Raw genomic sequence first — 13,105 nt, 5'->3', positions numbered from 1 at the left:
TTCCCACGCGTTACGCACCCGTGCGCCACTAAGTCCGAAGACTTCGTTCGACTTGCATGTGTTAGGCATGCCGCCAGCGTTCGTTCTGAGCCAGGATCAAACTCTCAAGTTTGATGTTCGAATCTGCAAAGGTGGAATATCCCTCGCAAACCCGCTCATTTTAAGGAGCCTGGCCTACACAAGAAGCAACCTTCGAAAAGGCTGCTTCCACGTTATGGAAACGTGTAAGACATGTAGGTCAGGCTTGGCTTTTTATCCTGAGTTGCTTGCACCCTAAAGCTGCAAGACCCAGGGCCGCCGCCCACATGTCCCTTCATCGACAATCACAATTTCAAAGAGCCACCGACAAGAAATGGCGGACAGTTGTCGTTCCCCGCTATTGCTATCGGGGGACATCTGTCCGTATCTGTTGGCGACCGGCTGGAGCGTGGCGTTTGCCGCCGCGCCCCGTCCGGTGAACAGGCCTCTAGGCCCCTCATCGATTCGCGTCAACAACCTTTTTGCAATTTTGTTTCAAAGGATGTTCGACCCGCCGGAAAACCCGGCGCCAGAAGGACCAAATGGTGAGCGAAAGCGCGGAATTCAAGGGCTCTACGATGGACGGCGAAAGCGCGGACGCGTTCGGGCGCCGCGTGCGCAGCGCGGTTATCTGGCGTTCCGGCAGCCAGATCCTCGCGCAAATCATCACCTGGGGCTCGACCCTGATGGTGATTCGACTGCTCGATCCGGCCGATTATGGCCTGTTTGCGATGACGCAGGTCGTCATTTCCTTCCTCGCCTTCCTCAACGGCTGGGGATTCGCGAGCGCGCTGGTGCAATCCGATTCGGTCGAGCCGTTTCGAATCAGGCAGGCATTCGGCCTGCTGCTGGTGCTCAACGCCTTGCTCGCCGCGATGCAATTTTTCGGCGCGCCGATTGCCGCGGCCTATTATGGTCAGCCGATCGTCGCCGACCTGCTCCGCGTGCAGGCGCTGATGTTCCTCGCCACCCCCTTCATCGCGCTGCCCGAAGTGATGATGAGTCGCGCGCTGGATTTCCGGCGCCAGGCCTTCGTCAATCTGGCCGCGGCGCTCGCCGGCGCAAGTACGGCGCTGGCATGCGCGCTCGCGGGCTATGGGGTGTGGACGCTTGTCTATGCACCGATCGCGCTGTTCTGGACCCGCGCGATCGGGCTGACGCTGGTCGCGCGGCTGCTGGTGTGGCCCAGCTTCGACTTTCGCGGCTGCGGCCAGATCATCGGCTTCGGTTCGGCGGTGCTGTTCAGCCAATTGTTCTGGCTGGTGCAAAGCCAGTCGGACATCTTCATCGCCGGCGCCCGATTCGAACCGCACGCGCTCGGCCTTTACGCCGAAGCGCTGTTCCTCGCGCAGATCTTCATGGCGAAGTTCGTGCCGCCGCTGAACGAGGTCGCCTTTCCTGCCTATGCGCGAATCAAGCATGACCGGGCCGCGGTGCGCTGGAGCTTTCTGAAGACGGTGCGCCTGCTGACGCTCGTCGCGGCGCCCTTTTATTGCGGGCTCGCGGTGACCGCGGCCCCGATGGTCGAAACGGTGTTCGGCGCCAAATGGCTGGGCATGGTGCCCTATATCCAGATCATCGCGCTCGCGCTGATGCTGATGACGGTGCAGATCCTCTTCGCGCCGCTGACCAACGCGCTCGGCAAGCCGTCGCTGTCGATGTTCACCGCGCTCAGCGGCGCGATCGTCTTTCCCGCCGCCTTCCTGATCGGCGCCGAGTGGGGGTTGATCGGCATGGCGTGGGCGTGGCTGATCGCCGCGCCGCTGCTCTTGATCGTCACCGCGCGGCTGTCGGCGCCGCTGATCGGGGTTTCCTTATGGGATGTCGGCCGCGCGATGCTGCCGGGACTCGCCCCCGCGCTGGTGATGGCGGTCGGGGTCGGCTTTACCGCACAGACGATCGCACCGCTCGGGCTCGCCGCACCCGTGCGACTCGCCGCGCTCGTCGCGCTCGGCGCGGCGCTCTATGACGCGCTGCTCTGGCTGCTGGAGCGGGAGGCGATCGCCGAAGTCATGCGACTCGTGCTGCGCCGCCAACCGCCCGCCGCCGAGGTCGCAGCTCAGGACGCGATATAGTCGCGCATCGCCGCCGCCTCGGCCTCGATGCGGTCGATGCGATATTTGACCAGGTCGCCGATCGACACGAAACCGACGAGTCGACCGCCCTCGACGACGGGCAAATGGCGGATGCGACGCTGGGTCATTTGCGACAGCGCCCCCATCACCGCCGTACTGGGTTCGCAGGTGATCGGCGATTTGGTCATTACCTCGTCGAGCTGGCGGTCGAGCGCTTCGGGTCCATATGAGGACATCAACCGGACGAGGTCGCGTTCGGAAAAGATCCCGACGATCGCGTCGCCCTCCATCACCGGCACCGCGCCGATGCGATGCTGGGCGAGCAGGTCGAGCACGGCGCGCACCGTGTCTTCCTTGCGCGCCGAAATCACCGGGCCCGTCCGCCCGTGGAGGATCGCTCCGATCGTCATGCCATGCCGCTCCCCATGTCGATTCTGTGGAGACAAAGTCTATCATGATTCGCGGCAAAGCCGAAACATCTGGCCGCATTCCATTCGCGCTTGGCCTTGGCCGCGGCATGGTTCATGGAGGCCGCCATGGTCAAACCCTCCCCGCTCGACAAGGACGCGACGTCGAAAATCGCCTGGGCGCGCTATCGCCGCCTGATGCGCGGCATGGCGCTGGTGTCGCTGCTCGCGGTCATCGGCGCGCTCGGCTGGCTGCGCATCAGCATGGGCGACGCGCTTTCGATCCATATGATCATCGCGACCGCGGCGGGGGTCGGGCTGTCGGTGATGCTCGGCGCCGCGCTGATGGGGCTCGTCTTTCTGTCGAGCGGCAGCGGCCATGACGAGGCGATCGAAGACCCTTTCGAAAACGACCCGGATATGAACCATGACCGATAAACCCGCCCCCGCGTCCGCCGATTGCCCGCGCGACCCGATCCTGCGTGTCGTCCCGCGCCCCGCCGACATCAACGCCAACGGCCATATCTTCGACGGCTGGGTGTTGAGCCAGATGGACATCGCGGGCGGTATCGTCGCCGGGCGCGAGGCGCAGGGCGCGGTCGCGACGGTGGCGATCGAGACGATGGAGTTTATCGCGCCGATCCTGCTGCGCGACCTCATCTCGGTTTACGCGCATCTCGAACGCCGCGGGCGCACCTCGCTGGCGATCCGCATCGAAGTGATCGCGACGCGCGGCCGCGAACAGGAAGAGGTGAAGGTCACCAGCGGGCTGTTCACTTTCGTGGCGCTCGACGAAAATCACCGCCCGCGCGCGCTGCCGCCGGTCTGACGCGATCCCGGCAGCGAATCAGCCGCCTTTCAGTTTCTGGCGAAAGCTCTGCACCAGGCTGTCGTTCGCCGGGACGCGGACGCGCCAGACCCAGTTGCTGCCGCGGCGTTCCCATCCCGTGGGCGCCGGGTCGATCGCGAAGGGGATCAACATCTCAACCTCCGCATCGAAAGGCCGGGCGTTGGTCAGCGTCACCTGCCAGGTCTGGAATTCGCCCTTGGCGTCGCGGTCCTGGATCACCGCGCGAAACTGCACCGCCGGGCTTTGGCCGATGTCGTAATCGACCCGCTCGTCCTTGGCCTTGTCGCCGATTGCCGCCTCGCCGACGAGCAGCCGCTGGCCGCCGATCGTCTCGAACACCGCCGCGGTCCCGGCGGGCAGCGCCAGCCCCAGCCCGTCGGCTTCGCGATTCTGGACGCGCAGCCGCATCATCAGCGGCTGCGGCTGGCCATTCTGATACAGCGTCGCGGCATAAAGCTGCTCGACCACAACCTTGTCCTTGGCGAGCAAGGCAACCTGCTTCTGCCCCTTCGCCGACACATCGACGCGGAACGGGATGCGATAAAATTTAAGGTCGCCCAGATCCTCGGCCGGGGGCGGCGGGGGGGGCGGCGCGATCGCTGGCGCCGCGGCGGGCAAATACCTCAGCATTTCGCGCCGATCGATACGCGATCCGGTTACCGTCACCTCCTCGGCGGCGTCCATTCCAAACTCTTGCTCGATCTCGAGGATCGGCGGCAATTCCCACAAGGGATGGGTGCTGGTGATGTCCATCGGCCAGCATTTCAACACCAGCGGCCCCGGCGTGCTGCGCGGCAAGGGCGGGCTGTACACCTTGTTCAAGCGCCCCGCGATGACGTTGAGCTGGGCGCCCGGAAAGCTGGTGACGCCGCCATTGGCGACGGTGATCCACCCGGTCAGCCCCAATGTCTTGCCGTCGGACCCGCGGTCGGCGACATAATTGGCGGCCCAGTCGAAGCCTTCGGCAAGATAGAGCAGCTGCACCGTCACCGTCCGCGGCGCCTTGCTGTCGACCAGCACCGACAGCGTCGGCTTGGCCGACAGATCCTTCGGCACGCGAGGATAGAGCATGCGTTCGGGCAGCCCCGAGCAGGCAAGCGCCTCGAACCCGCCCGCGGCATTTTGCACGATGACGCCGCCGTTCGGGCCCGCCTGGATCACCGCCTCCTGCTCGATCACCTTGCCGGTGGCGCGGTTGGTGCGGCGCAAGGTCACGCTGCGCTTCAGATAGGCATCGACCAGCCCCGCGGGCGACAGCAGCCGCGCGTCGCGGTTCTTTTCGACCACCCCGTCGGGCAGCCCGCTGACCACCGCAGTTTCGGGCAGCAATCCTTCGGCGACGCCTTCAAACCGCAGCACCGATGTCCCGGCGGGCAGGGTGACGGTGCGCGTTTCGGTGATGAAGGCGAATCCCTGCGGCCAGTTCGGGTTGATCGGTCCAGCGCCGCGGTTCGGGGCGCGATAGACGGTGACCGCGGCGTCGTCGATTTTTGCCGACACGATAATCGCCGGTTCGGCCTGCGCGCGCGCCGCCACCGGCGCCAGCAGCGCCGCGATCCATGCCAGCAGGAGCGCGCCCCGCATCGTGTGCGCCTTAGTAGCGCGTATCGAAGGTAACGGTGACGTCGGCCTTGCCGTTGGCGGGCACCGGCACCCGCCATTCGACGCGGTCGGCCGACACCCGCTCGCCCTTCAGGCTTTCGTCGCTGATCCGCACATCGCCATACAGCCCGTCCTGCGCGAGCAGCACCGTCACCGGCGCCGGCCGCGCGTTGGTCACGGTATATTTCATCTTCGTCACCCAGCGCGAATCGCCCTTCCGAGTGCGCGACACCACGGTCGGCTGGACCTTGACGTCAAAGGCGTCGCCGGTGCGCAGCGACATCGCCGATCCCATCGGGGTGTGGCCGATGCTGTTTTCGCCGATGAATTGGGGATCGCCGCGCGCGTCGCGCATATAGACGCGGATCGTCCCCGCGGGCAGCTGGTCGCCCAGCCCGCCCTGGCGCGAGGTCGAAAAGCGCAGCACGCTGGCGGTGCTCACCGCTTCGGTGCTGCTGCCCAGCCAGCGATTGACATATTCATAGGTCGATTGCGCCGGCGCGGCTTTGACATCGAGGAAGCTCACCTGTTTCTGCTGGGCATTGGCGATCGTCGTGCGCTGGCTTAGCGGATAGAGATAATAGTCGCCGAGCCGTTCGCGGTCGTTGCTCTCGGTCCCCGCCGAATCCATCGCGCCGGTCATCTGGCGAAACCCGCCGCCCCCGCCGGGATTGCCGGCGACCAGCAAGGTGCGCGCGTTGGCAAAGGTCGTGCCGGTGCTGTTGGTCAGCGTCACCCAGCCCTGAATATCCATCGCCCCCTTTGCCGCGTCGAACAGCGCGACATAATCGGCGGTCCAGCCGAGGTTGGGGGTAAGGTACGACAGCCGGGTCGGAACCGTCCCGGCGCTGGCGGCGTCGACCGTCACCGACAGCGTCGGGCGCGCGCGCAGATTGGGCGGCAGGCGGTCGAACACCGCACGCACTGGCAGGCCGTCGTCGCGCAGCACCTCGATCCGTTCGCCGACCTGCAGCACGATGCCGCCGTTCGCGGCGAGCACCTTGGCGCGTTCGGTGCGCTCGGCCCCGGTCGCGGGGTTGGTGCGGATCAGCGTGATCGACTGGCCGACCGCCTTGTCCATCAATTTGTCGGGGGTGAGCAGGTCGAAATCGAAATTCTGTTCGACGATGGCGATGCCCGGACCCGACAGCGTCACCGTTTCGGGGCGGATACGCGCCGAAACGTCGGGAAATTCGATGCGGTTGCGCCCGGCCGCGACGCTGAGCTGGCGCTCGTCCTGCACCAGCGACTGGCCGTTGTTATAGATGGTGACCGCCACGTCGCCCTGGGCATTGCCCGGCATCCCGTCCTGTGCGGCCGCGGGAAGGACGACCGCCGCACCGAGGGCGACAACCGCCCCGCAAGTCCTTGCCAAAGCGCGCATAAAAAAGCCTCCCCGCAGATGGTTGTACGGGGAGGCTATGTCATGTCCCGGTCAATGACCAGCGCGAAGATGTACCCTTACTCGGCGGCTTCGACGCCGGGGCTGCGCGTCGCCAGCGTGCGGCGGGTGCGGCGCGGCTTGGCCGCCGGAGCATCTTCGCCGCCGTCGCTGCCGCTGTCGGCATCGGCGCTGCGTTCGGGGCGGCCGATCGCCGGCGGCAGCACCGCGGTGTCGATCCCGGCGTTGCCGCCATCGCTGTTGCCGTCGGCCTCGGCTGCGCGCGGGCGGCGCGGGCTGCGGCGCGCCGCCCGCGGTGCGGGGGCTTCGTCGGCGGCCGTTTCAACGTTGCTCGAATCGTCGCCACCGGTATCGCGCGCATCGCGGCGATCGTCGTCGCGGTCGCGGCGCGGGCGGTCCTGCGGCTGGCGGTTACCGCGATTGTCGTCGTCACGGTCGCTGCGCGTGTCGCGATTGCCGCGCGCTTCGCGCTGACTGCGCTCGGGCCGGTCGTTGCGGTCGCCACGATCATTGCGTTCGTTCCGCTCACCACGGTCGCTGCGATCATTGCGTTCGCCACGATCACTGTCGCCATTATCGTCGCGGTCGGCGTCCATATCCAGATCGCTGTCGTCATGGCCGTCGAAATCTTCGACGCCGCGGATTTCGCGCTGGCGATCCTGCCCGCGATCCTGGCCGTTCTGCGCGTTCTTTTCTTCCTGACGGATGCGGAAATCGCTCACGACGCGGAAATAATGATCGGCGAACTGGAGGTAATATTCGGTCTGCACCCGATCCCCGGCCAGCTGCGCATCGCGCGCCAGGTTGCGGTATTTCTCGATCATCTGGGCACCGTTGCCGCGCGCGCGGCTGTCGATGCGGTTGGCCTGATCGACCCCACCGCGGCCGCCCGATTGCGGCCGGTTATTGTTGTTGCTGTTGTTATTGTTGCGGCCGCGACGGCGACCGCTTTGCCGGTTGTTCATGTTCAACTGAGACATCCTGTCGAAAAGCTAATAAGCTATGCCAACCCCTTTTGGCCGACCGCGCCATTTGCGCGTCGTGCCCGCGCGCCTTGCGCGGTTCTTGCCCTTTACCGCTCGTCTGGACCGAAGCCCGGCACGAACATCGTAAGTGGGAAGCAGATCCACCGGACCAGTATCGATGCGGTGCATCGCCAAAGGTACCCCAGTCGGGTCTGTGACTGGCCCCTAACCCGCTTTGCGGCGAAAACCAAGCAATATTTGTGGCGGGCTGTCAGGCGCGGGTCAGCAAAAGCGCCCGGTCGCGGCCGCCCAGATCCTGGCGACCGGCGACGCCAAACCCCGCCGCAACGGCGAGTTCGCTGACCAAGATGTGCTGCGTCGCGCCGATTTCAAGGATTGCGATACCGCCGGGGGCCAGCAGGCGCGCCAGATCGGGGATGATGCGGCGGTAATCGTCGAGCCCGTCGGGGCCAGCGAAGAGGGCGCCGGGCGGCTCATGGTCGGCAACATCGGGCATCAGCGGCTCCGCGTCGCCGATATAGGGCGGGTTGCAAAGGATGAGGTCGAACGCGCCGTCGATGCCTTCGCCCCAGTCGCCCGACTGAAAGGCCGTGCGACCGGCCAGCCCGAGGTCCGCGGCATTGTCGCGCGCATAGGCCAGCGCCTGTTCGGACACATCGACCCCCAGCCCCGTCGCCGCCGGAAATTCGCTGAGCACCGCGAGCAGCAACGTCCCCGGCCCGGTGCCGAGATCGAGCACCCGCGACGGCCACCCCCGCCCGCGTTCGCGGGCGAAGTCGAGGCACGCCTCGACCAATGTTTCGCTGTCGGGGCGCGGGATCAGCACCCCCGGCCCGACCGCGATCCGCAGCGTCCAGAAATCGCGATAACCGACAATATAGGCGATCGGCTCGTGCGCCATGCGGCGCGCGATCAGATGCGCGTAAATTTCGGGTACGTCATACCGCGCCGGATCGAGCAACACATCCTGCCGCTCGACCCCGAGCGCATGCGCCATCAGCAGTTCGGCATCGAGCCGCGGTGTGTCGCTGATTCCCGTCAGCAGATTGGTGGCGGTGCGTAGAGACTCGGCCACCCCCGCAAAAGTCGGCCGTTCAGTCACCCAGCCCCGCCAGCCGCTGCGCCTGATCCTCGGCTATCAGCGCGTCGATCAGCTCGTCCATCGCGCCCTCGATGATTTCGGGCAGGCGGTGGAGGGTCAGGTTGATGCGGTGGTCGGTCACTCGGCCCTGCGGGAAATTATAGGTGCGGATGCGTTCGGAACGGTCGCCCGACCCGACCATCGATTTGCGCGCCGACGCCTCGGCGTCGTGAATCTTCGCACGTTCCAGATCATAGAGCCGCGCGCGCAGCACCTGCATCGCTTTCGCGCGGTTCTTGTGCTGGCTGCGCTGGTCCTGCTGGATGACCACGAGGCCCGACGGAATATGGGTGATGCGGATCGCCGAATCGGTCGTGTTGACGTGCTGACCGCCCGCCCCCGATGCACGATAGATGTCGATCTTGAGGTCGCTGTCGTTGATCGCGACATCGACCTCCTCGGCCTCGGGCAGCACTGCGACGGTCGCGGCGCTGGTGTGGATGCGGCCCTGGCTTTCGGTCGCGGGGACGCGCTGGACGCGGTGGACGCCGCTTTCGAACTTGAGCCGCGCGAACACCCCCTGCCCGCTGACCGACGCAACGACTTCCTTATAGCCGCCCATTTCGGCCTCGTTCGCCGAAATGATCTCGACCTTCCACCCCTGTCCATCGGCAAAGCGGCTGTACATGCGCAGCAGGTCGCCCGCGAACAGCGCCGCCTCGTCACCGCCGGTCCCGGCGCGGATTTCGAGCATCGCGGCGCGCGCATCGGCGACGTCCTTGGGCAGTAGCTTGATCGCAAGATCATGCTCGGCGGCGGGCAGCGCATCCTCGACCGCTGCGATTTCCTCTGCCGCCATCGTCTTCATCTCGGGATCGGCGAGCATTTCGGTCAGCGAGGTCAGTTCGCCGCGCAGCCTTACGACTTCGCGCGCCGCAGTAGCAACGGGCTCGAGTTCGGCAAACTCCTTCGACGCCGCAACAAAATCGGCAGGCGCCATATCGCCCGTCGCCATGCGCGCCTGCAGCGCGGCGTGACGCTCGATGATGGCGTCGATCTGTCTTTCCGAAACATTGGTCACGAGATTACCCCAACCTCGTCATTCCCGCGAAGGCGGGAATCCCGCTTGGGCTGCAAGGAATAGCTCGACACCGAAAAGCGGGATCCCCGCCTTCGCGGGGATGACGAAGAATAGAGCATCAGCGATTGTCCAGCGCGCGAATAGTCGTGCTCGCTACAATCGTCAGTTCGTCATCTCCACGCGCATTGACGTACGAAGCACCGTCGCGCGTACCGATTGCAATCAACGCGCGCGAAGGAATCTTCCCCGCCTTGTCGAAACGTTTCCGCGGCGAGCCGCTTGCGACGATTTCGCTCGCAAAGCCGCGATTGCGCAGCGCCGCGAGCGTTTTCATCCCGAGCGCCAGCAGACCGTCATCCTCAACAGCGATCACGAAGTCGAGCCGGGTGTCGATCACATCGTCGGCAAGCAACATCGCCAGCCGCTCGATCCCGGCTGCCCAGCCGACCGCGGGGGTCGGCGGCCCGCCGAGATTCTCGATCAGCCCGTCGTAGCGACCGCCACCGAGCACGGTGCCCTGGGCGCCGAGCCGGTCGGTGACGAATTCGAACGCGGTGTGGCGATAATAGTCGAGCCCGCGCACCAGCCGCGCGTTGCGTTCCCAAGCGACGTCCGCAGCGTCGAGTCCCGACGTGACCGCGCCGAAGAAATCCTGCGCTTCGCCGGTCAGATACGCGTCGATGTCGGGCGCGCTGTCGGCGATCGGGCGATCCTTCGGATCTTTGCTGTCCAATATCCGCAGCGGGTTCTTGTCGAGCCGCGCCAGGCTGTCTTCGGAGAGATCGCCGCGATGCGCCTCGAAATGCTCGACCAGCGCCGCGCGCCAGGCATCGCGGCTCGCCGCATCGCCCAGCGTGTTGAGCGTCAACGTCACGCCCTCGCTGATCCCCAATTCCTTGAGCAGCTGATCGGCGAACACCAGCAGTTCGGCATCGGCGAGCGGGCTGTCGCTGCCCAGCACTTCCGCATCCAATTGGTGGAACTGACGATAACGCCCCTTTTGCGGGCGTTCGTAGCGGAACAGCGGCCCGTGCGTCGCGACCTTCAGCGGTGCGAACTGCTGCCAGCCGTTGGTGATGTACGCCCGCGCGATGCCCGCGGTGAATTCGGGGCGCAGCGTGATCGATTCGCCGCCGCGGTCCTCGAACGAATACATTTCTTTCGACACGACGTCGGTCGTTTCACCCAAGGATCGCGCGAACACCGCGGTCGGCTCGATCACCGGCACCTCGATGCGCTTGTAACCATAAAGGCGGCGCACCCGTTCGAAGGTATCGACGACATGCGCAAACCGGTCGGCGAAATCGCCCAGCATGTCCTGGGTGCCGCGCACGGCCTGCGGGGTCGGGATTTTGGCGGATTTGTCCTTGCTCATGGCGGCGGCGTCTAATGGTTTTTGCTCGAAAGGCAAAGTGAGTCCCTCTCCCCTTGCGGGAGAGGGATGCAGAGACTTGCCAACTTGTTGGCTAGTCGTAGCTGGGTGAGGGGTTGCGGTCCGCAGGACCGCGCGCGCTTCGCTCGCAGACCCCTCATCCAACTGCGGCTAGTTCGCTTCACTCACAAGCCTTCGTATCCTTCTCCCGCAAGGGGAGAAGGGAGCAACTCTGGACCCCACGCCCATTTCCCGCCACAACCGGCCCATGAAAAAACAACTGCTCGCCGCCGCCGTCCTGATCGCCGCCATCCCCGCCGCTTTTGCCCAAACCGGCAACAGCCGCCCGCAGCCGGTCGTCCAGCCGCACGTCATCCCGCTGCCCGCCGACAAGCCCTATCCGGGCACCATGCAGCTTCGGGTCGATGCGACCGACGTCGCGCGCGGCATCTTTCATGTCCGACAGACGATCCCCGTCGCCAGGCCCGGCAAGCTGACCCTGCTCTATCCCGAATGGCTGCCCGGCAAGCACGCCCCGCGCGGCGCGATTGCCGAACTTGCGGGGTTCAAACCCAGCGCGGGCGGCAAACCGCTGCCGTGGACGCGCCAGCCGACCGACGTCTATGCGTTCGACGTCGATGTCCCCGCCGGCGTCAAGAGCATCGAGGTCACGTTCGATTTCCTGTCGCCGACCCGCACCAGCGAGGGGCGCGTCGTCGTCACCCCGGCGATGATGAACCTGCAATGGGAACAGGTCAGCCTGTACCCGGCGGGCTATTTCACCCGGCAAATCCCGGTCCAGCTGGAAGTAACGCTACCCGAGGGATGGACCGGTGCCGCGGCGCTCGACGGGCTGAAGGTCAATGGCAACCGCTACAGCTTTGCCCCGACCAGTTACGAAGTGCTGGTCGACAGCCCGATGTTCGCAGGACGCCATTTCCGCAAATGGGATCTGGGCCAGAATGTCACGCTGAACGTCGTCGCCGACGAGGCCAAATATCTCGACGCACGCCCCGACCATATCGCGCGCCACGCAGCGCTGGTGTCGGAGACGGTGGCGCTGTTCGGGGTCCGCCATTTCGACCGTTACGAATTTCTGCTCGCGCTGACCGACGAATTGGGCGGCATCGGGCTGGAGCATCACCGGAGCAGCGAGAACAGCCGCAACCGCGACTATTTCACCGCATGGGACGAGAATGACAGCGAGCGCGGGCTGCTGCCGCACGAGCTGGTGCACAGCTGGAACGGCAAATTTCGCCGCCCCGCCAAGATGTGGACCCCCGATTATCGCACGCGCATGCAGAACAACCTGCTGTGGGTGTATGAAGGGCAGACGAGCTATTGGGATCTGGTCCTCGCCGGCCGGTCGGGCATCCAGTCGAAGGACATGGTGCTGGCCGAATGGGCGACCAACGCCGGTTTCTACAGCGCGCAGGCGGGGCGCGCGTGGCGTCCGGTCGAGGATACGACGCTCGACCCGATCATTGCGGCGCGCAAGCCGAAACCCTTTGCCAGCTGGTCGCGCGGCGAGGATTATTACAACGAGGGGTCGCTGACCTGGCTCGAGGCCGATCTGCTGATCCGCCAGGCGACGAACGATGCCAAAAGCCTCGACGATTTCGCGCGCGCCTTTTTCGGCGGGCGCGAGGGCGATTGGGGGCAGGACGCCTATGATTTCGACGATGTCGTGGCGGCGCTGAACGCGGTGCATCCCCATGACTGGGCGGGTTTCCTGCGCCAGCGATTGCAGATGCCGGGACAGGTCGCCCCGGTCGCCGGGATCGAGCGCGCCGGATACCGGCTGGCGTGGCGCGACGCGCCCAATGTGTACGACCGCGACCGCATGGCGCAGGCGAAAAACTATGACCTGACCCATTCGCTGGGGATGACGATCGACAAGGACGGCATTGCCGGGGCGATCCTGTGGGACAGTCCCGCGTTCAAGGCCGACATCGTCAATGGCAGCAAGATCGTCGCCGTGGATGGCACGAGTTACAGCAAAGACCGGCTGGAGGCCGCGATCCGCGCCGCGACCGACGGCAAGACCCCGGTGCGCCTGCTCGTCGAACGCGGCGGCCGCTATCGCCAGGTCGACCTTGCCTATCACGGCGGGCTCCGCTGGCCGCACCTCGAAAAAACCGGCAGTGGCCCCGACTGGTTCGATCGGCTATTGGCGCCGCGCCGCCAGCTGTAAAAGATTCGGCGGAGAACAGAACAAAGGACTCCACTCT

The 13,105-nt window shown here is 65.6% G+C and carries 11 protein-coding genes and 1 rRNA gene; 4 read left to right on the top strand and 8 right to left on the bottom strand.

All coding sequences use genetic code 11. The features are described 5' to 3' along the window. Nucleotides 1–112 (bottom strand): 16S ribosomal RNA (locus ACTIFP_RS15280); the annotation flags it as partial. Between the two features lie 448 nt (nucleotides 113–560). Here ACTIFP_RS15280 and ACTIFP_RS15275 point away from each other — a divergent pair. Continuing rightward, nucleotides 561–2,093, top strand: coding sequence for a lipopolysaccharide biosynthesis protein (locus ACTIFP_RS15275; RefSeq protein WP_439569558.1), 1,533 nt, complete (start codon nucleotides 561–563; stop codon nucleotides 2,091–2,093). Here ACTIFP_RS15275 and ACTIFP_RS15270 read toward each other — a convergent pair. Beyond that, entirely contained in the window at nucleotides 2,078–2,503 is a 426-nt protein-coding gene (locus ACTIFP_RS15270) for a CBS domain-containing protein (RefSeq protein WP_439569557.1), read from the bottom strand. The genes ACTIFP_RS15275 and ACTIFP_RS15270 overlap by 16 nt on opposite strands. 126 nt (nucleotides 2,504–2,629) lie before the next feature. Here ACTIFP_RS15270 and ACTIFP_RS15265 point away from each other — a divergent pair, with 126 nt between their 5' ends. Next, nucleotides 2,630–2,938: a hypothetical protein gene (locus ACTIFP_RS15265; protein WP_439569556.1), complete on the top strand. Its 309-nt coding sequence runs from the start codon at nucleotides 2,630–2,632 to the stop codon at nucleotides 2,936–2,938. Then, a complete protein-coding gene (locus ACTIFP_RS15260) occupies nucleotides 2,928–3,329 on the top strand; it encodes an acyl-CoA thioesterase (RefSeq protein ID WP_439569555.1) in 402 nt (133 codons plus the stop codon). Before ACTIFP_RS15265 ends, ACTIFP_RS15260 begins: the two co-directional genes overlap by 11 nt. Before the next feature lie 18 nt (nucleotides 3,330–3,347). Here the strand turns inward: ACTIFP_RS15260 and ACTIFP_RS15255 are convergent, their stop codons facing one another. The 6 genes from ACTIFP_RS15255 to hisS all read right to left on the bottom strand — a co-directional run bounded on the left by ACTIFP_RS15255 (nucleotide 3,348) and on the right by hisS (nucleotide 10,877). Then, entirely contained in the window at nucleotides 3,348–4,934 is a 1,587-nt protein-coding gene (locus ACTIFP_RS15255) for a DUF4139 domain-containing protein (RefSeq protein WP_439569554.1), read from the bottom strand. Nucleotides 4,935–4,944: 10 nt separating this feature from the next. Continuing rightward, nucleotides 4,945–6,336 (bottom strand): DUF4139 domain-containing protein, encoded by a 1,392-nt coding sequence (locus ACTIFP_RS15250; RefSeq protein ID WP_439569553.1) that lies wholly within the window; start codon nucleotides 6,334–6,336, stop codon nucleotides 4,945–4,947. A gap of 77 nt (nucleotides 6,337–6,413) precedes the next feature. Further along, nucleotides 6,414–7,334, bottom strand: a complete 921-nt coding sequence (locus ACTIFP_RS15245) for a DUF4167 domain-containing protein (RefSeq protein WP_439569552.1) — start codon at nucleotides 7,332–7,334, stop codon at nucleotides 6,414–6,416. 256 nt (nucleotides 7,335–7,590) lie between these two features. Beyond that, nucleotides 7,591–8,415, bottom strand: coding sequence for a peptide chain release factor N(5)-glutamine methyltransferase (gene prmC / locus ACTIFP_RS15240; protein WP_439569570.1), 825 nt, complete (start codon nucleotides 8,413–8,415; stop codon nucleotides 7,591–7,593). Nucleotides 8,416–8,434: 19 nt separating this feature from the next. Then, nucleotides 8,435–9,502, bottom strand: coding sequence for a peptide chain release factor 1 (gene prfA, locus ACTIFP_RS15235; RefSeq protein WP_439569551.1), 1,068 nt, complete (start codon nucleotides 9,500–9,502; stop codon nucleotides 8,435–8,437). A 118-nt stretch (nucleotides 9,503–9,620) separates the two neighbouring features. After that, on the bottom strand, nucleotides 9,621–10,877 hold the full coding sequence (hisS, locus tag ACTIFP_RS15230; RefSeq protein ID WP_439569550.1) for a histidine--tRNA ligase: 1,257 nt from the start codon (nucleotides 10,875–10,877) through the stop codon (nucleotides 9,621–9,623). A gap of 265 nt (nucleotides 10,878–11,142) precedes the next feature. Here hisS and ACTIFP_RS15225 point away from each other — a divergent pair, with 265 nt between their 5' ends. Beyond that, on the top strand, nucleotides 11,143–13,068 hold the full coding sequence (locus tag ACTIFP_RS15225; protein ID WP_439569549.1) for a M61 family metallopeptidase: 1,926 nt from the start codon (nucleotides 11,143–11,145) through the stop codon (nucleotides 13,066–13,068). The last annotated feature ends 37 nt before the right edge of the window (nucleotides 13,069–13,105 follow it).

Source organism: Sphingopyxis sp. (assembly GCF_051861155.1).
Lineage (GTDB): Bacteria > Pseudomonadota > Alphaproteobacteria > Sphingomonadales > Sphingomonadaceae > Sphingopyxis.
This window is presented reverse-complemented; position numbering and strand designations above follow the sequence as displayed.